General features: G+C 69.7%; 20 protein-coding genes. 11 read left to right on the top strand and 9 right to left on the bottom strand.

Going from position 1 to position 23,122, the window contains the following annotated elements:
* Positions 1-72 precede the first annotated feature (72 nt).
* The 4 genes from GGR16_RS24745 to pabB all read right to left on the bottom strand — a co-directional run bounded on the left by GGR16_RS24745 (position 73) and on the right by pabB (position 3,843).
* A complete protein-coding gene (locus GGR16_RS24745; RefSeq protein ID WP_183318778.1) occupies positions 73-861 on the bottom strand; it encodes a DUF2189 domain-containing protein in 789 nt (262 codons plus the stop codon).
* A gap of 118 nt (positions 862-979) precedes the next feature.
* A complete protein-coding gene (locus GGR16_RS24740; protein ID WP_183318776.1) occupies positions 980-1,849 on the bottom strand; it encodes an aminotransferase class IV in 870 nt (289 codons plus the stop codon).
* Positions 1,837-2,442, bottom strand: a complete 606-nt coding sequence (locus tag GGR16_RS24735) for an anthranilate synthase component II (RefSeq protein WP_019402234.1) — start codon at positions 2,440-2,442, stop codon at positions 1,837-1,839. The genes GGR16_RS24740 and GGR16_RS24735 overlap by 13 nt, the downstream gene beginning before the upstream one ends.
* A gap of 3 nt (positions 2,443-2,445) precedes the next feature.
* Complete coding sequence (gene pabB, locus GGR16_RS24730; protein ID WP_183318774.1) at positions 2,446-3,843, bottom strand: aminodeoxychorismate synthase component I; 1,398 nt, start codon at positions 3,841-3,843, stop codon at positions 2,446-2,448.
* A gap of 545 nt (positions 3,844-4,388) precedes the next feature.
* Here pabB and GGR16_RS24725 point away from each other — a divergent pair.
* The 6 genes from GGR16_RS24725 (at position 4,389) to GGR16_RS24695 (ending at position 12,297) form a co-directional block, all read left to right on the top strand.
* Positions 4,389-6,092, top strand: a complete 1,704-nt coding sequence (locus GGR16_RS24725; RefSeq protein ID WP_183318772.1) for an NAD(P)H-dependent oxidoreductase subunit E — start codon at positions 4,389-4,391, stop codon at positions 6,090-6,092.
* Positions 6,089-9,109, top strand: a complete 3,021-nt coding sequence (fdhF, locus tag GGR16_RS24715; protein WP_246373311.1) for a formate dehydrogenase subunit alpha — start codon at positions 6,089-6,091, stop codon at positions 9,107-9,109. The genes GGR16_RS24725 and fdhF overlap by 4 nt, the downstream gene beginning before the upstream one ends.
* 309 nt (positions 9,110-9,418) lie before the next feature.
* Complete coding sequence (gene irrA, locus GGR16_RS24710; protein ID WP_156332862.1) at positions 9,419-9,895, top strand: iron response transcriptional regulator IrrA; 477 nt, start codon at positions 9,419-9,421, stop codon at positions 9,893-9,895.
* Between the two features lie 74 nt (positions 9,896-9,969).
* Positions 9,970-10,884 (top strand): LysR family transcriptional regulator, encoded by a 915-nt coding sequence (locus GGR16_RS24705; protein ID WP_183318770.1) that lies wholly within the window; start codon positions 9,970-9,972, stop codon positions 10,882-10,884.
* Positions 10,885-11,048: 164 nt separating this feature from the next.
* Positions 11,049-11,771, top strand: a complete 723-nt coding sequence (locus tag GGR16_RS24700) for a haloacid dehalogenase type II (protein ID WP_019401750.1) — start codon at positions 11,049-11,051, stop codon at positions 11,769-11,771.
* A 31-nt stretch (positions 11,772-11,802) separates the two neighbouring features.
* Complete coding sequence (locus tag GGR16_RS24695; protein ID WP_019401751.1) at positions 11,803-12,297, top strand: Lrp/AsnC family transcriptional regulator; 495 nt, start codon at positions 11,803-11,805, stop codon at positions 12,295-12,297.
* A 28-nt stretch (positions 12,298-12,325) separates the two neighbouring features.
* Here GGR16_RS24695 and GGR16_RS24690 read toward each other — a convergent pair whose 3' ends face one another.
* The 5 genes from GGR16_RS24690 to GGR16_RS24670 form a co-directional block, all read right to left on the bottom strand.
* Entirely contained in the window at positions 12,326-13,177 is an 852-nt protein-coding gene (locus GGR16_RS24690) for an amidohydrolase family protein (RefSeq protein ID WP_019401752.1), read from the bottom strand.
* Positions 13,178-13,246: 69 nt separating this feature from the next.
* Positions 13,247-15,277: a BCCT family transporter gene (locus GGR16_RS24685; protein ID WP_053193695.1), complete on the bottom strand. Its 2,031-nt coding sequence runs from the start codon at positions 15,275-15,277 to the stop codon at positions 13,247-13,249.
* 156 nt (positions 15,278-15,433) lie between these two features.
* Positions 15,434-16,183 (bottom strand): fumarylacetoacetate hydrolase family protein, encoded by a 750-nt coding sequence (locus GGR16_RS24680; RefSeq protein ID WP_053193692.1) that lies wholly within the window; start codon positions 16,181-16,183, stop codon positions 15,434-15,436.
* Positions 16,184-16,191: 8 nt separating this feature from the next.
* Positions 16,192-16,950 (bottom strand): SDR family NAD(P)-dependent oxidoreductase, encoded by a 759-nt coding sequence (locus GGR16_RS24675; protein WP_019400078.1) that lies wholly within the window; start codon positions 16,948-16,950, stop codon positions 16,192-16,194.
* A complete protein-coding gene (locus GGR16_RS24670) occupies positions 16,947-17,648 on the bottom strand; it encodes a hypothetical protein (RefSeq protein WP_019400077.1) in 702 nt (233 codons plus the stop codon). The genes GGR16_RS24675 and GGR16_RS24670 overlap by 4 nt, the downstream gene beginning before the upstream one ends.
* Positions 17,649-17,821: 173 nt before the next feature.
* Here GGR16_RS24670 and GGR16_RS24665 point away from each other — a divergent pair, with 173 nt between their 5' ends.
* The 5 genes from GGR16_RS24665 to GGR16_RS26335 all read left to right on the top strand — a co-directional run.
* Complete coding sequence (locus tag GGR16_RS24665; protein ID WP_019400076.1) at positions 17,822-18,673, top strand: IclR family transcriptional regulator; 852 nt, start codon at positions 17,822-17,824, stop codon at positions 18,671-18,673.
* The gene (locus GGR16_RS24660; protein WP_019400075.1) at positions 18,670-19,491 is read left to right on the top strand and encodes an ABC transporter permease; all 822 of its coding nucleotides are present in this window, start codon (positions 18,670-18,672) and stop codon (positions 19,489-19,491) included. Before GGR16_RS24665 ends, GGR16_RS24660 begins: the two co-directional genes overlap by 4 nt.
* Positions 19,492-19,570: 79 nt before the next feature.
* The gene (locus GGR16_RS24655; protein WP_183318769.1) at positions 19,571-20,569 is read left to right on the top strand and encodes an ABC transporter substrate-binding protein; all 999 of its coding nucleotides are present in this window, start codon (positions 19,571-19,573) and stop codon (positions 20,567-20,569) included.
* 29 nt (positions 20,570-20,598) lie between these two features.
* Positions 20,599-21,396, top strand: a complete 798-nt coding sequence (locus tag GGR16_RS24650) for an ABC transporter ATP-binding protein (RefSeq protein WP_183318767.1) — start codon at positions 20,599-20,601, stop codon at positions 21,394-21,396.
* Between the two features lie 125 nt (positions 21,397-21,521).
* A partial coding sequence (locus GGR16_RS26335; RefSeq protein ID WP_281380667.1) for a DNA translocase FtsK occupies positions 21,522-23,122 on the top strand: 1,601 nt, incomplete at its 3' end.

Raw genomic sequence — 23,122 nt, 5'->3', positions numbered from 1 at the left:
TAGCGACTACAGGGTCAAACGGCATCCGGCGCTTTTCGATCGCAGGGCGCGCATGGCCGCCCTGCGGTCCGCTCAGACCACCAGCTTGCGGTAGAGGTGCCACGTGGCGTGGCCCAGCACCGGCAGGACGACGGCGAGGCCGACGAAGAGCGGCAGCGCGCCGGCGAGCAGGCTGATCGCGACCACGAGACCCCAGACGAGGATGGGGATCGGGTTGACAAGGGCCGCCTTGATCGAGGTCGCCACCGCCACGGCCGCGCCCACGTCCCGGTCGACCAGCATGGGGAAGGAGACGGCGCTGAGGAGCAGCACGACGAGGGCGAAGCCGAGCCCGACGATATTGCCGATCACGATGAGGCGCAGCCCCTCGGGCGTGCCGAGGATAGTGGCGAAGAACTCGTTCATGGGCTTTGGCGCATCGATGCCGAAGATCGACTGGTAGATGGCATGGGCGGTGGTGACCCAGACGAAGAAGATCGCCATCAGCGCCACCGCCAGCGCGCCGATTGCCCAGATGGAGGGCGAGCGCAGCACGTCGAAGGCGTGCTTCCACGAGGTGTCGAGGCCCTGCTCGCGCCGCTTGCTCATCTCATAGAGGCCGATGGCGGCGAAGGGACCGATCAGCGCGAAGCCGGTGATGAGCGGATAGACCAGCGGCATCAGGTTGTTGTCGTAGGTCGCCCGCCCGAGCAGCAGCCCCATCACGGGATAGATGATGATGAGGAAAGGCAGGTGGCTCGGCATTTCCCGGAAGTCCTCGAGCCCGCGTGCGAGCGCCTGCCAGAGGTCACCGACCGTGATCTTGCGAACCGCGGGAACGTGGACGTCGTCGTTGGGCCCGGAAATGACATGGAAGACCATGGCTCTGCCTCCGCAAACCGTGGCGGTCGCGAGGCCCGAGATGGCGCTGCCCCCTTCTGCGCTGGTCACGTCGAGCTGCGACCTGCTGACGCAGCATAATCCCTTGCGGGCCTCCGTGTCATCCCACGGCAGAACCGGCTGCGAAGGGATCGCGGCCGCAGGCTGCGGAGATGGCCTCGCGGACCAGCCCGCGCAGGGCCGCCGCCGTCTTTTCCGCGCGGCGTGGCAGGGGGCGCCCATCGAGCGCCGCCGCCTGCATGACGAGGCGCAGGCTGTTGGTGGCGAGAACGGCATCGGCCTCGAAGAGGTCCTCCGGCGCGAGCGGGGCTTCGCGCGCTGCAAGTCCCGCTTTCGCCGCCTGCGCGAGGAGGAAGGCCCGCAGCGTGCCGGGCAGCACGCCGTCACGGACGGGCGGGGTCAGGAGCCCGCTTCCCTGGATGATGAAGAGATTGGCCATGCTCGTCGCGGCCACGCGCGCCCCCGTGTTGAGGACAAGGGCATCGTCGGCGCCCCGGGCCGCGGCCTCCTCCAGCGCCAGCACGTTGTCGAGATAGGCGAGCGTCTTCATCCGCGACAGCGGCGAGGTCTCGTTGCGGCGGATGCCGACGGTGGCGAGCGCGATCTCGGTGAAGGCCATCGACGGCTGCCACGGCGCCATGGTGACGAGGAGGTTCGGCGCCGCATCGGCGGGAATGCGCAGCCCGCGGGCACCGGGGCCGCGCGTCACGGCAAGGCGCAGCGCACAATCGCCGGCGGCGGCTTCGGCCAGCAGCATGGCAACCGCGCGGACAAACGCTTCGCGCTCCACTGGCAGGCGAAGCTCGGCCGCGGCAGAACAGAGCCGGTCGAGGTGCGCGTCGAGCATGAAGGGGCGGCCGGAGACGACGAGGATGGTCTCGAACAGGCCGTCGCCAAGCGTCAGGCCGCGGTCGCGCAGGTCGAGCGCGGCCGTGGTGCCTTCATGGATCTCGCCGTTCAGGACGAACATATGCCCTCCCCGTTGGCGGCGAACCGCTCGGCGGCGGCGAGAAAATTGGCGAGCAGCGCCTTGCCCTGCGGCGTCAGCACGGATTCGGGATGGAACTGGATGCCGTAGGTCGGATGCGCGCGGTGCGCGAGCGCCATGATCTCGCCTTCGGGCGAGCGGGCCGTCACGCACAACGGCCCGGCTTCATCGTCGAGCGTGACGATCAGGGAATGGTAGCGCCCGACGGCGAGCGGCTGCGGCAGGCCGGCGAAGAGCCCCTCCCCTTCGTGCAGCGCCGGCGCCGCACGCCCGTGCATCGGCACCCGGGCGCGCACCACCTGCCCGCCGAAGACCTCGCCGATGCACTGGTGGCCGAGGCAGATGCCGAGGAGCGGCACCCGCCCGGAAAAGGTGCGCACGACCTCGCAGGAGACGCCGGCCTCCGTGGGCGTGCACGGCCCCGGCGAGAGGACGATCGCGGCGGGACGCATGGCGGCCAGCCCTTCGACATCCACCGCATCGTTGCGCACGACCGTCACCTCGCGGCCGAGCTCGCGCAGGTAGCGCGCGATGTTGAAGACGAAGGAATCGTAATTGTCGATGACGACGATCATGGCTCACGCCGCCTCGCCTGCTGCCAAACCGGCGAAGGCCTCGAAGATACGACGGGCCTTCACCATCGTCTCTTCATATTCCGCCGGCGGGTCGGAGAGCATGGTGATGCCGCCGCCCGCCTGCACCACGGCCCTGCCGCCGGCGAGCGTCACCGTGCGGATGGCGATGTTGAGGTCCATGTCGCCGGAAAAGCCGATGAAGCCGATGGCCCCGCAGAAGACGCCGCGGGCGTGGCGCTCGAGCTCGGCGATGATCTCCATGGCGCGGATCTTCGGCGCACCGGAGATGGACCCGCCCGGAAAGGTCGCGGCGATGAGATCGACGGCATCGCGCCCGGCCTCGAGCTCGCCCGTCACGGTCGAGACGAGGTGATGCACGTTGGCATAGCTCTCCAGCGCACACAGCGCCGGCTCCAGCACGCTGCCCGGCCGGCAGACGCGCGAGAGGTCGTTGCGCAGAAGATCGACGATCATCAGGTTCTCGGCCCGGTCCTTCTCGGAAGCGGCGAGCGCCGCCGCGAGGGCGGCATCCTCCTGCGGGTCGGCGCTGCGCGGTGCGGTGCCCTTGATCGGCCGCGTCTCGACGTGGCCTCGGTCGAGCCGCAGAAACCGTTCCGGCGACGAGGAGGCGACCTTGATCTCGTCGTAGTCGAGCCAGGCGCCGAACGGCGCCGCATTGACCGAGCGCAGGCGCCGGTAGAAGGCCCAGCCGTCGAAGCCCGGCGGCAGAGGGGCCTCGAAGCGCTGGGCGAGGCAAGCCTGGAAGATGTCGCCCGCCAGGATGTAGTCGACGGTGCGACGCACGAGGGCGAGATAATCGTCACGCGGGAAGTCCGCGACCCAGGCATCGGAGGCGATCGCCGGATTGCCGCGCATTGGCGGTGCCGGCTGCCGCAGCCGGTCGAGAAAGGCCTCCGCCCGCTGCCCGGCGCGCCGCTCACGCAAGGCGGGGTCGGTCTCGGGCCAGCCGGTGGAGACGAGGAAGGCGCGGGGGGCGGCGAGGTCGAAGGCAAGGACGACGTCGTAGAAGGGCAGCACCGCCTCGGGCACCGCGCCAGCCCCGGCCGCCGGCGGGGGCAGCCTCTCGAAGGCGCGCGCGAGATCGTAGGCGAGGAAGCCGGCCGCCCCGCCCTGGAAGGGCGGCAGGTCCGCCAGCCTGTCCTGCCGGAAAGCGGCAAGGCGCGCCTTCAGCGCCGGGACGAAAGGCTCGCCGAGACGCTCCCCATCCCAGAAGCAGCGCCCGTCGCGCACCGAGAAGATGCCGAACGGATCGGCGGCCACATAGGCGTAACGGCCGAGGCCGCCGTCGCGGGCACTGTCGAGGAAGGTCAGGTGCCCGAGCGGCGCGAGGCGCGCCGCCGCGTCCACAGGATCAAGGCCGTCGAGAACACGTATCTGCATGGGCCCTGCCCGACGTCCCCCAGCCTGGTTCCTGAGCCGGCATTTATGATCGCGCGCCGGCGGTCCGCAAGCCCCGGCTGTCGGAGAACGGGCGTGGATGCCTGCGACGAGCGCACGGCTGCCCGGTCGAGGTTCGACCGCTTGGCTTCAACGCGTCGATCTCGCGTGTGAAACGGGTGCCGTCACTTTGGGGCGTGGACAGGACACACGGCGCTGACATGGTCTTCCGGCCGTCTCCGCCGTCATGCCCGCGCTTGTCGCGGGCATCCATGCCACCCACGCCTGCGCGCCGCCGGAAGGCGTGGATGGCCGCGACAAGCGCGGCCATGACGGGCGGGGAGGTTGTGGCCCCTTTCCGTTTTCATCCGCGCCAGCCGGACGGCCGTGTAGGCGCGGGCATGGCGGTGGGACCTGCACTCCCCCGGCAGCATCGGTCGCCGCTCCCGCAAGAAATCGTGATCTCGCCCCGGCGGCGTGCTACCAGTCTGGAATCGCACCAGAAAAGCGATCCGGCCTGCGACCCGGACGGCGGAGAGCGACAGGGAATGAGCGACGACGAAGCGGTGATGGCGAGGCCCCGCGGCAAGGGCCGGGCAAGTGTCGGCAAGGGCCGCCCGCTCGACGAGGCCGCGCTCGGCGAGGTGCGCGCCATCATCACGGAGACGCCGCTCCAGCGCGACCGACTGATCGAATATCTGCATCTCCTGCAGGACCGTTTCGGCGCGCTGCGCCCGCGCCACCTCCATGCGCTCGCCGCGGCCATGGGCCTCGCCCAGGCCGAGGTCTTCGAGGTCGCGAGCTTCTACCACCATTTCGATGTCATCGCCGACGATGCGCCGGACCTGCCGCCGGTCACCGTCCGCGTCTGCGACAGCGTCTCCTGCATGCTGGCCGGCGCCGAGGACCTCGTCGCGGCACTCGCCGACACGGTCGATCCGCAAGAAGTGCGCGTCGTGCGCGCGCCCTGCATCGGCCGCTGCGCCACGGCGCCTGCGGCGCAGGTGGGACAGCGGGCGGTCGATCACGCCACGGTCGCGACGGTCGCCGCGCTCGCGGCCGAAGGTGCGACCGACGCGAAGGTGCCGGAGTACGAGACGCTGAGCGCCTGTCTCGAGGCTGGCGGCTACCGCGCCTTCGTCTCCTGCCAGAGCGGGGCGAAAAGCCGCGAGGAGACGATCGCCGCGCTGTCGGACGCCGGCCTGCGCGGGCTCGGTGGCGCGGGCTTCCCGGCCGGGCGCAAATGGGCGGCCGTGGCGGCGCAGCCGGCTCCACGGCTCATGACGGTGAACGCCGACGAGGGCGAGCCCGGCACCTTCAAGGACCGCTGGTGGCTGGAGCGCACGCCGCACCGCATGCTGGAGGGCATGCTGATCGCCGCCTGGGCGGTGGGCGTGGAGCGCATCTACATCTACCTGCGCGACGAATATCCGGCCGTGCGCAAGATCCTGAAGCGCGAGATCGCGGCGCTCGAAGGCGCGGGGCTCGTCGCCCCCGGCTTCATCGTGCTGAGGCGCGGCGCCGGCGCCTATATCTGCGGCGAAGAATCGGCGATGATCGAGTCGATCGAAGGCAAGCGCGGCCTGCCGCGCCACCGGCCGCCCTATATCGCCGAGGTCGGCCTCTTCGGCCGCCCGACGCTCAACCACAATGTCGAGACGCTCGCCTGGATCCCCGACATCCTGTCGCGCGGCGCCGACTGGTTCACGGCCGAGGGTCGGCGGGGGCACAAGGGTCTGCGCTCCTTCTCCGTCTCCGGCCGCGTGCGCGAGCCGGGCGTCAAGGTCGCGCCGGCGGGCATCACGGCGCGCGAATTGATCGACGAGTTCTGCGGCGGCATGGCCGAGGGACACGCTTTCGCCGCCTATCTGCCCGGCGGCGCCTCCGGCGGCATCCTGCCCGCCGCCCTCGCCGACGTGCCGCTCGACTTCGGCTCGCTCGACCCGCACGGCGCCTTCGTCGGCAGCCATGCCGTCGTCGTGCTCTCCGACAGGGACGACCTCAGGGCCGTCGCGCTCAACCTCATGCGCTTCTTCCGTGCCGAGAGCTGCGGCCAGTGCACGCCCTGTCGCGCCGGCGCCGACAAGATGGTGCGCCTCATCGAAGCCGGCGAGTGGGATCGCGACCTGATGGAGGACCTCTCCGCCGCGATGCGTGACGCTTCCATCTGCGGCCTCGGCCAGGCGGCGCCCAATCCGGTGCGCTCGATCCTCGCCTTCTTCAACGGCACGGCGGCGGGAGCGGCACGATGAGCGAGACAAAGGCCCCCATCCGCTTCACGCTCGACGGGCGCGAGATCACGGCCCTGCCCGGCGAAACCGTGTGGCAGGCGGCAAGGCGCGCCGGCACCGACATTCCCCACCTCTGCCACCTGCCCGAGCCGGGCTACCGGCCGGACGGCAACTGCCGCGCCTGCATGGTGGAGATCGAGGGGGAGCGCGTGCTCGCCGCCTCCTGCATCCGCAAGCCGACGCCGGGCATGGTGGTGCACTCGGCCTCGCACCGGGCCGAGAAGGCCCGCGCGATGGTCTTCGAGCTGCTCCTCGCCGACCTGCCGGCGCGCGAGGCGGCGCCCGATCCGGATGCCCCGTTCTGGCAATGGGCGGAGCGCGTCGGCGTCACGGCGAGCCGCTTCGCGAACGGGCGCGCGGTCTCCCCCGTCCAAGTTGCCGAGATCGTAGCCCACGAGAACAGCGGCGCCGATCCCTCCCCTCCAGGGGAGGGTGGATCGGTCCGAAGGACCGAGACGGGTGGGGTCGAGGCCGGGAACGGCAGTTCCGGCGCCAACCGCATACCCCCTCCGTCGCCGCATCCGCGGCGCCACCTCCCCCATGCGGGGGAGGATCAGGCCCTTCCGCTGCGGGCGGGGGACGGCTCGGCGCTGCCCAACCACGCCCTTCTCGCCCAGCCCCTGCACGATGCGAGCCACGCGGCCATCGCCGTCAATCTGGATGCCTGCATCGCCTGCGGCCTGTGCGCGCGGGCCTGCCGCGAGGTGCAGGTCAACGATGTCATCGGCATGGCCTTCCGCGGGCTCGACGCGCGCCCGGTCTTCGACATCGCCGAGCCGATGGGCACCTCCACCTGCGTCGCCTGCGGGGAATGCGTGCAGGCCTGCCCAACGGGCGCGCTCTTCGAGAAATCGCTGATGGACGCGGCGGCACAGCAGCGCACGGTGGTGGCGGACCGGCATGTCGACAGCGTCTGCCCGTGGTGCGGCGTCGGCTGCCTGACGCGCGTCGCCGTGAAGGACGACACCATCGTGCAGGTGGACGGGCGCAACGGCCCGGCCAACGAGAACCGCCTGTGCGTCAAGGGCCGCTTCGGCCACGACTACATCCGCCATCCGCACCGGCTCACGGTGCCGCTGGTGCGGCGCGAGGATGCGCCGAAGCGCGGCGACATCGTCGTCGATCCCGCCAACCCGTGGGCGGTCTTCCGCGAGGCGACGTGGGAGGAGGCGCTCGACCGCGCGGCCGGCGGGCTGAAGCGCATTCTCGATGCGCACGGGCCGGGCGCGCTCGCGGGCTTCGGCTCGGCCAAGGGCTCCAACGAGGAGGCCTATCTCTTCCAGAAGCTGGTGCGGCAGGGCTTCGGCACCAACAACGTCGACCATTGCACGCGGCTGTGCCACGCCTCCTCCGTCGCGGCGCTGATGGAGGGCGTCGGTTCCGCCGCCGTCTCGGCGCCGTTCAATGCGGCGCTGGAGGCCGACTGCATCCTCGTCATCGGCGCGCGGCCGGCGCAGAACCACCCTGTCGCCGCCACCTATTTCAAGCAGGCGGCGAAGGGCGGAGCGACGCTGATCGTCGCCGACCCGCGCGGGCAGGACCTGATGCGCCACGCGACGCATGCCCTGCGCTTCAAGCCGGGCACCGACGTCGCGCTGCTCAACGCCATGCTCAACGTCATCATCGACGAAAAGCTCTACGACGAGCAGTACATCCAGGGCCATGTGGACGGCTTCGCGGCGCTCAGGGAGAAGGTCGCCGCCTTCACGCCCGAGGCGATGGAGCCGGTCTGCGGCATCCCGGCCGAGACCATCCGCACCGTGGCGCGCACCTATGCGCGCGCCGAGCGCTCCATCATCTTCTGGGGCATGGGCGTGTCGCAGCACGTGCACGGCACCGACAATTCACGCTGCCTCATCGCGCTCGCCCTCATCACCGGCCAGATCGGGCGACCGGGCACGGGCCTCCATCCGCTGCGCGGGCAGAACAACGTGCAGGGTGCCTCCGACGCCGGGCTCATTCCCATGGTCTTGCCCGACTACCAGAGCGTGGCGGATGGCGACATCCGGGCCCGCTTCGAGGACCTGTGGAGCCGACCGCTCGATCCGGTGCGCGGGCTCACCGTCGTCGAGATCATCGACGCGATCCACGAGGGCAGCATCCGGGCCATGTACATCATGGGTGAGAACCCGGCGATGTCGGACCCGGACCAGATCCACGCGCGTGAAGCGCTGGCCAGGCTCGAGCACCTCGTGGTGCAGGACATCTTTCTCACGGAGACCGCCTGGCACGCCGACGTCGTGCTGCCGGCCTCCGCCCACGCCGAAAAGCTCGGCACCTACACCAATACCAACCGGCAGGTGCAGCTCGGCCGGCCGGCCGTGCCGCTGCCGGGCAAGGCGCGGCAGGACGTCGCGCTCATCATCGAGATCGCCAACCGCCTCGGCCTCGGCTGGACCTATGCCGATGTCGGCGAGGTCTACGAAGAGATGCGCTCGGTGATGCCGTCGCTCGCCCATATCTCGTGGGAGCGCGTCGAGCGCGAAGGCTCGGTGACCTATCCGGCGCCGGCCGACGATGCGCCGGGGACGGAGATCCTCTTCGCGCAGGGCTATCCGACGAAGGACGGGCGGGCGCGGCTGGTACCGGCGGACCTGTCCCCGCCCGACGAACTTCCGGATGCCGAGTTCCCCCTCGTACTGACGACGGGGCGGCTCCTCGAGCACTGGCACACCGGCTCCATGTCCCGCCGCTCGAGCGTGCTCGACGCCATCGAGCCGGAGGCGATGGTCGCCATGCATCCAGGCGAGATCGGCCGACGCGGCCTCACAGCCGGCGAGATGGTGCGCGTCGAGACCCGGCGCGGCACGATCACCCTGCGCCTGATGGCCGACCGGCAGGTCGCGGAAGGCATGATCTTCATTCCCTTCTGCTACGGCGAAGCACCGGCGAACGTGCTCACCAACCCGCAGCTCGACCCCTTCGGCAAGATTCCCGAGTTCAAGTTCTGCGCCGCGCGCATCACGCCTGCAGGCTGATGACATGCGTCACCTGCGGCTGCGGCATGGCGCCGCCGGCAGGCTCGAACCTGCCGGCGACAATCTCGTTGTTATTGCAGGGACAAGGCCCCTCTATTTAATTTAGAATGATTAAAAACTTAAATGACTATGCCAAAGCGCCCGATATTCGGCGTTTGACTTGGCGAAACATGTTCTAGTATGGAGCTTCCATCGGCCGATATCGGCGAAATTGAGTGTTTCCGGAATTGCATCGGAGGTAGCGTCATGGCGGATCAGCAGCGGATGTTCGGTGATCGCGGCGCGGCCGGCGACATCAACCTGCGCGCCATGCTCGACCGCGCCCCGCGTTCGCCCATGGCGGGCTGCGCCTTCCACGACATGCGCGAGCGCCTGCGCAAGGTCGGCCTGCGGCCCACGCGCCAGCGCCTGATGCTCGGCTGGCTGCTCTTCGCCAAGGGCCACCGCCACGTCTCCGCCGAGATGCTCTACGAGGAGGCGACCCGCGCCAAGGCGGCCGTGTCGCTCGCCACGGTCTACAACACGCTGCACCAGTTCACGGAAGCGGGGCTCCTCAAGCAGCTCGCCCTGGACGGCACCAAGAGCTATTTCGACACCAACGTCACCGATCATCACCATTACTTCATCGAGGACGAGCAGGTGCTGGTCGACATCCCGCCCGGCGAGCTCGACGTGCGGGTGGTGCCGAACGTGCCCGCGCATTTCGAGCTGCGCGACGTCGAGGTGATCGTGCGCGTGCGCCGGCGCGACCGCCTGGCCCTGGCGCGCACCAGCGGCGAAGCCTGAGCGCGATTGACGCCTCCCGCGTGATGGATTGAACTGCAAGGCATCTTGCGAAGAGATGCCTTGGGTCAACCGTCATGAACAGCAGCGATCTCGCCTTCTTCCTCGCCGCGGCCCGGCATGGCGGCATCGGGCGCGCCGCGGCGGCGCTCAACACGGTCCAGTCCAACGTCACGGCCCGCATCCGCGCCCTCGAGGCGGAGATCGGCGAGGCGCTGTTTACGCGGCACAGCCGCGGCGTGCGCCTGACACCGGCCGGCGAGCGCCTCATGCCCTATGCCCTGCGCGTCGGCCAGCTGCTCGCGGAAGCGCGCGAGGCGGTGCGCGACGACGGCACCGACCCTTCCGGCGCGCTGCGCATCGGCTCGCTGGAGACCACGGCGGCGCTGCGCCTCCCGTCCATCCTTGCCGCCTTCGCCCGCGCCTGCCCGCGGGTCGACCTGCATGTGGAGACCGGGACCAGCGAGGCCCTGATCGGCAAGGTGCTCGACGGCGACCTCGCCGCCGCCTTCGTCGTCGGGCCGGTGGCCCATGCGGCGCTCGTGGCGGAGCCGATGGTGGAGGAGGAACTCGTCCTCGTCACCGCCCCCTGGCAGGGGCCGCCCCGCTGGCTGTCGCCCTCTCCCGACGCCACGCCAGCGGCCGAACAGGCAAAGCTCATCGTCTTTCGCACCGGCTGCAGCTATCGACGGCGCTTCGAGGCGCTCATCGCCACGGCCGGCGTCGTCGAGGTCCGCCATCTCGAGTTCGGCACGCTCGACGGCATCATCGGCTGCGTCGCGGCCGGGGTCGGCATCAGCCTGCTGCCCCGCGCCGTGGTGGAGCCGGCCCGCGCCGCGGGGCGGATTGCGACGCACGCCCTGCCCGCCGGCAGCGCCCGCGCCGTGACCGTGCTGGTGCGGCGGCGCGACGCCCATGTGCCCGCCGGGCTCGTGCGCCTCACCGACTGCGCGCGAAGCGCCATGTCCCCGGCCAGCCGCGATGCGGCGTGAGCGGGCAATGGACCACGCAGCAGTTGATGCCAATTCGGGCCGAGCTTCAGCACATCCTGCCGGAGAGGTGGCATAGCCGCGGAGGGCATGCGCCGGCCCACGCCTCTAACCTTCGTCAATCGTCAACCGGAGCTCGCACCGGCGGGCAGAAAGCGGAGTGCCCCATGAAACTGACCGACTTCAAGGTGCTGACCTTCGATTGCTACGGCACGCTGATCGACTGGGAGAGCGGCATCCACACGGCGCTGCAGCCACTCGTCGAGAAGGGCGGGCGCGCCCGCGCACGCGACGAGGTGCTGGAGACCTTCGCACGGCACGAGAGCAGCCAGCAGGCCGAGACGCCCGACATGCTCTATTCCGACCTTCTCACCCGCGTGCATCGGCGGATCGCGGACGAATGGGGCATCGCTGCGAGCGCCGAGGATGACCGGCGCTTCGGCCTTTCCGTCGGCGACTGGCCGGCCTTCCCGGATTCGGCCTCGGCCCTCCAGTACCTGCAGAAGTTCTACAAGCTCGTCATCCTCTCCAACGTCGATCACGCCAGCTTCGCGCGCAGCAACGAGAAGCTCGGCGTCACCTTCGACGCCGTCTATACGGCTGAGGACATCGGCTCCTACAAGCCGAACCCGCGCAACTTCGCCTATATGCTGGAACAGCTCGCCGGCCTCGGCTACGGCAAGGCGGACATCCTGCACACGGCCCAGAGCCTCTTCCACGACCATGTGCCGGCCAAGACCGTCGGCCTCGCCTCAGCCTGGATCGACCGGCGGCGCAACGAGGGCGGCTGGGGCGCGACGATGCCGCCGGACGGCGACGCCCGCTACGATTTCCATTTCGCCAGCATGGCCGAAATGGCAAAGGCCCATCAGGACGCCCTGCGCGGCTGAGCCCCGCGCTTTTCCCGGAGACCACGAGCCGATGACCGGCGCCCCGAAGCTCGACCGCATCGACCTCAACATCCTCGTTGAGCTGCAGAAGAACGGACGCATGACCAATGTGGCGCTGGCCGAGGCGGTCGGGCTGTCGCCGAGCCCGTGCCTGCAGCGGGTGAAGCGGCTCGAGGCGGCACGCTACATCGCCGCCTACGGCGCCACGATCAATCTCGCCAAGCTCGGCCAGACGGTCATGGTCTTCACGGAGATGACGCTGCACGACCACCGGCGGGAGGATTTCGTGCGCTTCGAATCCTTCATCCGCACGGTCGACGAGGTGATGGAATGTCACCTCGTCAGCGGCGGCTACGACTATCTCGTCCGGTTCATCACCCGCGGCGTGCTGCACTACCAGGAGGTGATGGACCGGATCATCGAGCGCAACGTCGGCATCGCCAACTACTTCAGCTACATCGTGCTGAAGTCGCCCTTCGTGCGCACGGAATATCCCCTCACCACCCTCTTCCGCGAGGAGGACTGACGGCAGCAGGGACGGCTCCCCGCCCGTCTCATCCCGCCAGCTGGTAGACCTGCGCGGCATTGCCGCCGAAGACCCGCGACCGTCCGTACTCGCCGAGCGGCGCGAGCAGCTCCTCGGCGGTGAGCACCACGCGCGCGTAATCGGCGGCGAGCAGGCAGACCGGCCAGTCGGAGCCGAAGATGAGGCGCTCGGAGCCGAAGAGGGCGATGGCGCGCGCGACATAGGGCGCCAGGTCCTGCGGCGTCCAGCGGTCCCAATCCGCCTCCGTCACGAGGCCGGAGACCTTGCACCAGACGTTGGGGCGCGCCGCCAGTTCGGCCATCAGCGCGCTCCAGGGCTCCATCGCGCCCTCGGCGATGCGCGGCTTGGCCATGTGGTCGAGCACGAAGCGCACGTTCGGGTTGGCGTCCACGCAGCGGAGCGCGGCGGGCAGTTCGCGCTCGCGCACCAGAAGGTCATAGGCGAGACCCTCGTGGCCGACCGCGGCGATGCCCGCGATCACATCCGGCCGGGCGAGCCAGTCCGCGTCGTCCTCGTCGTGCGCCTGGTGGCGGATGCCCTTGAGAAAGGCGCCGCCCGGAGCCCGGCGCAGCTGCCCGACGGCGCCCGCGACGTCCGGCCCCGTCAGGTCGACCCAGCCGACGACGCCGGCGATGAAGGCGTTGTCCTGCGCCTGGGCGAGGAACCTGCGCGTCTCCTCCATGTCGGAGCGCGTCTGGACGAGGACCGTCCGCGTGATGCCGGCGGCGGCGATGAGCGGGGCCATGTCCTGCGGACCGAACGGCCGGCGGATGGGGGCGAGCGCGTCCGGCGCCATCCAGGGATAGTCCGCTTCCTGCGGATTCCAGAAGTGATGGTGGGCGTCGATGCGTCCGCTCATGGTCCTCTCGCTGGCTCCGGGGCTGGCGCTGCGGGGTTGTCGCACCGCGCCGGCCCGGGGGCAAGGCGGTTAGCCGGCGCCCCGCTGCTCGATCGTATGTTCGGGCGCCCCGGCGTAGAGCGCGGCCTTCTGCGACTGCACCTGGCGCTGGTAGCGCTCGAACTGGGCGAGCACGTCGATGATGACCTGCTCCCGCGTCATGCCCATGATGTCATAGCCGCGGCTGCCGTCACTGAAGAAAGTGCGGGCCTCGTGGCGCTCGTCCGCCTGCGCCGCGTCGAGGGCTGAAAAGACGGGAAGGCGCTGCGACATCCGGCTCACCCCGTAGACGAAGTCGCGCACGTCCTCGGCCGGCACGACAAGGCTCACGCAACCCTCCCCGTCGCGCTCGACCCGCGCCTCGAGGTCGCGCCCGCGCATCTCCTCGGCCACGGCCTCGAAGGCCGGCACCGCGACCGTCTCGACGAAAGTGGCGACCTCCGCGCGGCCCGGCACGTTGAGGAGAAGGCCGAGCCGCTTCTGCCACGAGAGGCCCGCCGCAGGATAGGAGGCCGCCGGACGCTGGTATGCGGCCCGCCGCGCGAGATCCGCGTTCATGCCGCGGAACAGGCCCCAGCAGAGGATGAGCATGATGACGGAGAAGGGCAGCGCGCTGGCGATGGTCGCCGTCTGCAACGCCGAAAGGCCGCCCGCCAGAAGGAGGACGATGGCGACGATGCCCTCCATGGCGCACCAGAAGACACGCTGGATGGCGGGCGTGTCGGTCGCGCCGCCGGCGGCGATCGTGTCGACGACAAGCGAGCCCGAATCCGAGGAGGTGACGAAGAAGACCGACACCAGCGCCACCGCGATGGTCGACGTCACCACGCTGAGCGGCAGATAGTCGAGGAACCGGAACAGGGCCACCGAGACGTCCGCGGCAACCGCATCGGCCAGCGCGCCGTTGGCCACCGTGGTGTCGATGATCATGGCCGAATTGCCGAAGACCGTGAGCCACAGGAAGGTGAAGCCCACCGGCACGAAGAGGACGGCGGTGACGAACTCGCGCACCGTGCGCCCGCGCGAGATGCGGGCGATGAACATGCCGACGAAGGGCGACCAGGAGATCCACCAGGCCCAGTAGAACAGCGTCCAGGCGTCGATCCACGGCCGCGGCTCATAGGCGTAGATGTTGAAGGTCTTGAGCAGGAAGCGGTCGAGATAGAGCCCGATGTTCTGCACGAAATCGCGCATCAGCTGGGCCGTGGGCCCGATGAAGAGCACGAAGAACATCAGGAGGACGGCGAGCGTGAGGTTGAGCTCGCTCAGCCGGCGCACGCCCCTGTCGAGCCCGGTGACGACCGACAGCGTGGCGACGGCGGTGATGCAGACGATGAGCACCACCTGCACCGTCTCGTTCACCGGCAGGCCGACGAGATAGCCGAGCCCGGCGTTGATCTGCAGCACGCCGAAGCCGAGCGACGTCGCGATGCCGAACACCGTGCCGGTGATGGCGAAGATGTCGACGATATGGCCGATGGGTCCCGTGATGCGCTCCTTGAGCAGGGGATAGAGGCCCGAGCGCAGGGTCAGCGGCAGGTTGTAGCGGTAGCTGAAATAGGCCAGCGACAGCCCGACGACGGCATAGATGGCCCAGGCGTGGATGCCCCAGTGGAAGAAGGTGATGAGCATCGCCTCGCGCTGGGCGGCAATGGTGCGCGGCTCGGCCTCCGGCGGCGCCGAGAAGTGCATCATCGGCTCGCCGACGGCGAAGAACATGAGGCCGATGCCCATGCCCGCCGCAAAGAGCATGGAGACCCAGGTCAGATAGGGGAAATCCGGCTCGGCCTCGTCGGGCCCCAGCTTGAGCATGCCGTACCGGCTGAAGCCCAGGATGAGGATGCAGGCGAGGAAGATGGCCACGGACAGGATGTAGAACCAGCCGAAGGTGCCGAGCACCGCGCTCTGCAGGAGCTTGAAGAAGGCTTCGGCGGCTGTCGGCGCCGCGGCACCGAGCACGACGAAGGCGAGAATGATGGCGGCGGCGCCGAAAAACACGGGTGGATTGATGTTGAATGTCGATGCGCGACCGTTTCCGGCCTGCGGCTCTTGTTCAGCCATGGCAATCCCCTCTCCTCCCGCGCGAGCAGTGCAAAGGCACTACACAACGTCAACGCGCATGCGTAGCCGCTGAACTATGCTACACGCGCACGTCATTTTTTGGGAGAAAAGCGGATACTTGTGCGTAACGGTGTAGAAACGACCCGACGCCTCGTGTCAGGCCGTCAGAACGAGGCGGCCGAGGCGTTCGATGCTCGCTTCGAGGGCGTAGGGGCGCGCGCAGTGGAGAAGGCCAACAAGGCTGCCGGTGGTGACGATCTGGCCTGCACGCAGCCCGCCCAGTGCGTCGCACTGGGCGTTCGCCCAGGCGAGCAGCGGCGCAAGGGGATCCCTCGCCGGATGACCACCGGTCGCGTCGTGGATGACGGTACCGTCGCGCGACACACGGCAGTGCAGGTCCGGTAGCCCGTCGAGCGATGCGAGCGGCACGGGCTCGCCCGCCACGAAGCCGCCGTTGCCGAGATTGTCGGCCAGGAAGGCCGGAAACGGCGCGGTCGCCCCCTCGGCGAGGCGGCTCGCAACGATCTCGATGCCGATGAGCACACCACCCACCGCCGAGATGACCTCGTCGCGCACATACCCTCCGGCCCGGGGCGGCAGGTCACGACAGAGCCGGAAGGCGATCTCGACCTCGATGGCATCGGGACCACTGCCGCCGGTCAGGCGGTGGCCCGGCGGGAGGAGCGGGCCGAGCAACGGCGCAGCCACGGGCGTGCCATCCGCGAGGGCCACCTTCCAGCCGGCAATCTCCGCACCCTGACGGTGGGCGACGAGCGCCTGCACGGCATAGCCCTCGGCCGCATCGCGCGGCAGGTCTTGTGCCACGCAGGCGGCGGGCACGGCGCGCCGGCGGGCATCGAGAAGCGCCTCGGCAAAGGTGGCGAGGCGTGGGATCTCCGGCGGCATCGGCGTCCTCAATAGGTGGCGCGGCCGCCGGAGATGTCGAAGACGCCGCCGGTGGAGAAGGAGCAATCGTCGGATGACAGCCACAGCACCAGCCGGGCGATCTCCTCGACGGCGACGAAGCGGTGCATCGGAATGCGGGCGAGGATCTCGGCCCGCCGTTCGCTCGTCAGCTCCTTCGCCATGCTGGTCTCGGCGGCGGCGGGCGTGATGCAGGTGACGCTGATCGCTTCCTCGGCCGTCTCCTTGGCGACGCTCTTCGTCAAGGCGATGAGCCCCGCCTTGGAGGCGCTGTAGGCGCCGGCGCGCGGCATGCCCTCCTTGCCCTGGATGGAGGCGACATTGACCACATGGCCGCGCATCGGCCGCGCGGCCTGGCCGCGCATCAGCGCGACCACCGCACGCATCACGAGATAGGCCCCGACGAGGTTGACCTCCAGGACGCGGCGGAAATCGTCTGGGTCCGTCTCCCACACCGGCTTCACCTCGCCGAGTATGCCGGCGTTGTTGACGAGGATGTCGATGCGGCCCCACTGCGCGTGGCACTGCCGCGCCGCCTCGTCCACCGCCCCGGCATCGGTGATGTCGACCACGCGGCGATCCGGCTTGCCGCCGAGCTCCGCCGCGGCCGCTGCGAGCGCCGCCGCGTCGCGATCCCACAGGCTGACGCGCGCGCCCGAGGCGATGAGGGCCGAGGCGACGGCCCGGCCGATGCCGCCGGCCCCGCCGGTGACGATGGCCGTGCGGCCGGCAAGGTCGTAACGGATCATGCGCCCTCTCCCGCGAGCGGACGCTGGCACACCGCCTGCAGCCGGTAGAGCCCGAGTTGCGGCGTCCCGACCACGCCAGGCGCGAGCAGCTGATTAAGAGTCAGCTGGTCCTGGCAGAAGGCGGCGAAGGGCGCCTCGTCGCCCCAGCCCTCGACCACCACGATCCAGCGCGGGATGCGGTTGGGCTCGGCGCGCGCCTTGCGCTCGGCATTCTCGACGGCGCTCGCCTCGGCATCGGCGACGAGCAGGTGCACACCGGCGATACCCGGCTGTGCGGCAAGGCCCGGCAGGAGCCGGTCGCGCATCGAGGCGAGATGGGCCTCGGCCGATGCATCCTCCACGTCATAGCGGACGGTGGCCGCGAGGCCGCCCTCGCCGCGGCCGAGGCTGACGGCAACGCGGCAGATGGAGCGGGCGACCGAGCGGAAGTGCTTCACCGCCTTCAGCGTCCACGGCGTCGGCGCGTTGAGGCGGGCCGCGTAGTCCGGGCCGGTCACGGTCGCGTGGTCGCGCGCCTCGTAGAGGTTGAAGAATTCAAGGTCGGCCGCGCTGGCGACGTAGCGGCGCCCGCGCAGGAAGCCCGGGATGGCGACGCGCTCGGGCATGTGCTCGATGCCGTGCCAGGCATAGAACTCCTCCCGCCCCTCGGGCGCGATGTCGTGCCAGATGGCGACTGCCCCCCGTCCAGCAAGGCCCATCGTCTCTTCCTCCCGTCGGCTCGCCCCCGCGCCATGGAGCGCTCGGCATGCCCGCCGCGCCGCGGATTGACTTGCCGCGCCGGCTGCCGCTATAGCTAGCAGACAACAAAACTGGAACGCAATTCCAAATTGGTTTATCGTTCCACCCAAAGGGAAACGGACCCGGGACCCGCATGACCGTCGCTGCCGTCGATCGCTGCCTCAGCCTCATCGAGGCTCTTGCCGGAGAGCCGGAGCCGATCGAGCTCGGCGTGCTCGCGGAGCGCATCGGCATGCCCAAGAGCGCGACGCACCGCATGCTGACCACCCTCGTGGAGCGGGGCTATGTCGCGCAGGATCCGGCAACGCAGGGCTACGGCCTGACGCTGCACCTCTCCATCCTCGCCTTCCGCAATCTCGATGCGCGTGGCCTGCCGGATGTCGGCCAGGTGGTGCTCGACCGGCTGGCGCGGCGCACAGGCGAATATTGCCGCCTGTCCGTCGTCGAGGGCGAGCGCCTCGTCTGGGTGGCGCGGGCGCAAGGCGCGACCGCCGGGCTGCGCTACGAGCCGGACATGGGCCAGGAGGTCGTGCTGCACACGACGGCGACCGGCAAGGCCTGGCTCGCCACCTTGCCCGAGAGCGAGGCGCTGCGCATCGTCTGCGCCCGCGGCTTCGAGACCGGAACGGCGCTCGGCCCGCGGCGCCTGAGAACCGTCGACGAATTGCGCCGCCATCTCGACGAGACACGGGGGCGCGGCTATGCGCTCGCCGTCGAGGAGGGCGAGCCCGGCACCGTGGCCCTCGCGGTCGCCTTCCGGGCGGACGAGGACCCGACGGCGCCGGCCGCCGGCACGCTTTCCGTCGCCGGCCCGCTCGTGCGCCTCGGCGCGGACCGGCACGAGGCGATCGCCGCCGCGCTCTTCGAGGCCGCGCGCGAGATGGCGCAGCTGTGGCCGCTGCGCAAGCGCCAGCCGCGCCGGCTGGCCGCCGTCGCGCCGGCCGACGAGCGCAACATCCCACCGCATCAGCTGAGGGCCGGATGATGGTCGCCGACACGCAACATGCCGCCCTGCCCGCCGCGCAAGGTCCCGGCCTTGCGGCGCGTGCCCGCGGCTGGCTCGCCGCCGCGGCCTGGCCGCTCGCGAGCTTCGCCGTCCTGCTCCTCCTCTGGGAGTGGGCAGTGCCGGTGCTGGAGATCCCGGAATATATCCTGCCGGTGCCATCGGCCTTCCTCGCCAAGCTCGTCGAGGCGCATGCGCTCATCTTCGAGCACACGCTCGTGACGGCAAAGGAGATCCTCCTCGGCTTCCTGATGGCGACGGTGATCTCGATCCCGCTCGGCTTCCTCATCGTCTCGGTGCGGCTGCTCGAGAAGGCGGTCTATCCGATCATCGTCTTCTTCCAGCTGGTGCCGAAGATCGCCATCGCGCCGCTCTTCGTCGTCTGGTTCGGCTTCGGGTTGTTTCCGAAGGTGCTGCTCACCTTCCTGCTCTGTTTCTTCCCGACGCTGGTCGCCAGCATGAGCGGCTTCCGCGCCCTCGACGAGCGGGTGCTCTATCTCACGAAGTCCATGGGCGCGAGCGGCTGGCAGACCTTCCGCTACGTGCGCGTGCCGGCGGCGCTGAGCTACATCTTCTCCGGGCTCAAAGTGTCGATCGTCTTCGCGGCCACGGGGGCCATCGTCGGCGAGTTCGTCGGCGCCAATGCCGGGCTTGGCTATCTCCTGCTGCGCGGCACGAGCTTCCTCGACATGCCGCTCATCTTCGCCTGCCTCGTTGCGCTCAGCGTCATCGGCATCCTCTTCAGCTACGCCGTCGAGATGCTGGAGGGCCTGCTGATGCCCTGGCAGCGCAAGGGCTGAGACGCCGGGCCGGGAGGCCCGCTCACCAACCGCCCGCACGAGACGGGCGGGGACACAACACGATCGAAAGGAGGACAGGATGAGGAAGGCAATGCTGATCGCCGCAGCCGCCGCGCTGGCGCTGGGCATGGGGCAAACCGGGGCCGGGGCGCAGGAGAAGCTCACCCCGATGAAGCTGACGCTCAACTTCCTGGCGGCGGGGCCGAATGCCGGCTTCATGTATGCCAAGAAGCTCGGGCTCTACGAGAAGGCGGGCATCGACCTCACCATCGAGGAGGGCAAGGGCTCCGGCACCACTGCGCAGCAGGTGGCGACAGGGCAGACCGACGTCGGCTTCGCCGACGCGCCGGCCGCCATGCAGCTGCGCACCAAGGGCGCGCCGGTGAAGATCGTCGCCCCCATCCTGCAGACCAACGGCTTCGCCATCATCTCGCTGAAGGAAATGGGCATCAACACGCCGCAGGACCTGATCGGCAAGACCCTCGCCGTCCAGCCCGGCACGGCGCAGACGACGCTGCTCGAGGCCATCCTCGCCGCCAACAACATCGACAAGACGAAGGTCAATATCGTCAACATCGATCCCGGCGCCTTCGTCGGCGCCGTGCTCGAGAAGAAGGTGGACGCCATCCTCGGCGGGGCCGACTACCAGTCCATCCAGATGCGCGACCGCGGCTTCGAGGTGACGGACCTCTTCTACCGCGACGTCGGCGTGCCCACCGTCGGCCTGTCGATCATCGCCCGCGACGATCGCATCGAGAAGGATGCCGACCTCTACAAGAAGTTCGTGGCCGCGAGCCTCGCCGGCTGGGCCGCAGCGCGCAAGAACCCGGACGAGGCGGCCGCGGCGGTGCTCGAGCAGTTCCCGTCGGTGACGAAGGAGCAGATCGGCAAGCAGTTCGACGTCGTCTTCAAGCTGATGTGCGCCCCCGGCGCCAAGCACCTCGGCGAGGTGCCGGAAAAGAACTGGGAGACGACCTACACGCTGCTGACGACCTATCTCGGCCTGCCCAAGGACAAGCCGATCACCGACTACTACACCACAACCCTCCTGCCGGCCGACGCCCCGGCCTGCGAGTGACGGTCCCGGACCCGCGGCAGGTGAAGACGATGAATGCCCCGATCGCCGACAGGACAAAAGCCGCCGACGCCGCCTCCATCGAGGGGAGGAACGTCGTCAAGACCTTCGGCGGCTTCACGGCCGTCGATGATGTCTCCTTCGCCATCGGCAAGGGGGAGTTCGTCAGCCTCATCGGCCCCTCCGGCTGCGGCAAGAGCACCCTGATGCTCATCGCAGCCGGGCTGCAGCCCCTGTCGACGGGTGCGGTCGTCGTCAACGGCGCGCCCCTCGACAGGCCGCTGACGGACATCGGCATCGTCTTCCAGGACCACCTGCTGCTCGACTTCCGCACCGCGCTCGACAACGTGTTGCTGCAGGCCGAGATCCGCGGCCTGCCGATGGAGCCGGCGCGGGCGCGGGCGATGGAGCTGTTCGAGAAGCTCGGTATCGCCCATGCCGCCGATCGCTATCCCAAGCAGCTCTCCGGCGGCATGCGGCAGCGCGTGTCGATCGCCCGCGCGCTGATCCACGATCCTTCGGTGCTGATGATGGACGAGCCTTTCGGGGCGCTCGACGCCATCACCCGCACGCAGATCCGCCACGACCTCGAACTGTTGTGGATGGAGACGGGCAAGACGGTGCTCTTCATCACCCACAGCCTCGAGGAAGCCATCGGGCTGTCCGACCGGGTGCTCGTCATGTCACCCTCGCCGGGCCGCATCGTCGACGAGATCAAGGTGGAGCTGCCACGCCCGCGCCCGGCCCATCTCGGCGACTATCCGAGCTTCAACATCTACGCCGACCGCATCCACGCCCTGTTCCGCCAGTTCGGCGTCATCAAGTACTGACGGGGCTCCCGCGCCGCACTGCAAGCGATGGCGCAGCGCCTGCCACCCGGTGTTTTAGCGGCCGTTAACCGTGATCCGGGTAGGAATCGACCTGACAGAGTCACCAGAAGAATCTGCAGGCGTCGATGCGTAAACGGGAACTGCCTTCACGAAACAGCGAAACGGACGCCGCAGATGTCCTGCCCAACCCGCTCAGGGCCGCAGGCCGGCTGAGGCGCAACCGCCTGCCGGAGGAACCGGCGACGACGGCGCCCAAGCTGACGCCGCACCCGGCGACGATCGTGCTGCCGACCCACGTGCGCTATGCGCGCACGCCCGACAAGCTGCGCCAGATGGAAGCGGCCCTCGCGGCGGAAGCGGCGATCGCCGCCGAACCGGCGCCAGGCGCGCCAAAGGCCGGCACGACACGGGTCAAGTTCGGCCGCACGCCGGACCACCTCATCCAGCAGGTGTGGAAAGGCATCCTGCCGACCGTGCCGCCGCAGGAGGATGTGCCGGCCGATGCGCCGGTCGCCCCTGAGGCACCGTCGGCCGAAGGTCATGCGCCCGCGACGTCGTTCAGCCAGGAGCAGATCGCGGCCGAGGCGCCATCCGCCGAGCCCATGGAGCTGACCGAGGGCGAGGACGTCCCCTTCGTCGCCATTTCCGATCACGCCTTCTTCGAGTTCGACTGCAGCCCCGCCGTGCTTCCGGCGACGCCGGCCGGCCTGGAGGTCTCTGTCGAACAGGAGGTCGTAACACCGCCTGCGACTTACGCACCGGAGGCGTATGCGGCCGAAGATTATGAGCCTGAGACCCATCAAGCCGGGGCCGATGAACCGGAGTCCGAGGAGCAGGCAGCCCCGGCCGCCGTATCTGCGGATACGGTCGAGGCGTGGTGGAGCCACGCCTATAGCGTGAACCTGCGGCTCGTCGGCAGCACCGGGATCGAGCAGGCCTTCACGGCGGCCCCCACGCAGGCCCGGGAGCCTGCCGTCGAGGAAAGCCTTCCCGAAGAGCCGGCACTCCAGGTTGCCGCCGCCTCCGAGCCACGCGATCCGGAGCCGCGCACTCCTGAGGCGCCGAAGGCCAATGCCATCGCCGTCCCGCCAGGCAACGACAACAGGGTGGCGAGGCGGGAGGTGGCGCGCCCGCCCGTCGCGGCACCGAAGCCGGCCGCAGCGACCGCGCCGGTGCCCGCGCGCCAGCCCGCTCCTCCGCCTGCCGCGGAGGCCTTCGAACTCCCGCCCATGACGCTGCTTGCCGAACCTCCGGTCTCGACCGGCACGGGTGATGCGCCCGAGTTCATCGAGCAGAACGCGGCACTCCTGGAGAGCACGCTGGAAGACTTCGGCGTCAAGGGCGAGATCATCAATGCCCACCCGGGCCCCGTCGTGACGCTCTACGAGCTGGAACCGGCGCCCGGCACCAAGTCCTCGCGCGTCATCTCGCTCGCCGACGACATCGCCCGCTCGATGAGCGCCGTCTCGGCCCGCGTCGCCGTCGTGCCCGGCCGCAACGCCATCGGCATCGAGCTGCCCAACGCCAGGCGCGAGACCGTCTACCTGCGCGAGCTCCTCGCCTCCCAGGACTTCGAGCAGACGCGGCTCAAGCTCGCCCTGTGCCTCGGCAAGACCATCGGCGGCGAGCCCGTCATCGCCGAGCTCGCCCGCATGCCGCACCTGCTCGTCGCCGGCACCACCGGCTCGGGCAAGTCCGTCGCCATCAACACCATGATCCTGTCGCT

It is taken from the genome of Chelatococcus caeni (assembly GCF_014196925.1).
GTDB classification, from domain to species: Bacteria; Pseudomonadota; Alphaproteobacteria; order Rhizobiales; family Beijerinckiaceae; genus Chelatococcus_A; species Chelatococcus_A caeni.
This window is presented reverse-complemented; position numbering and strand designations above follow the sequence as displayed.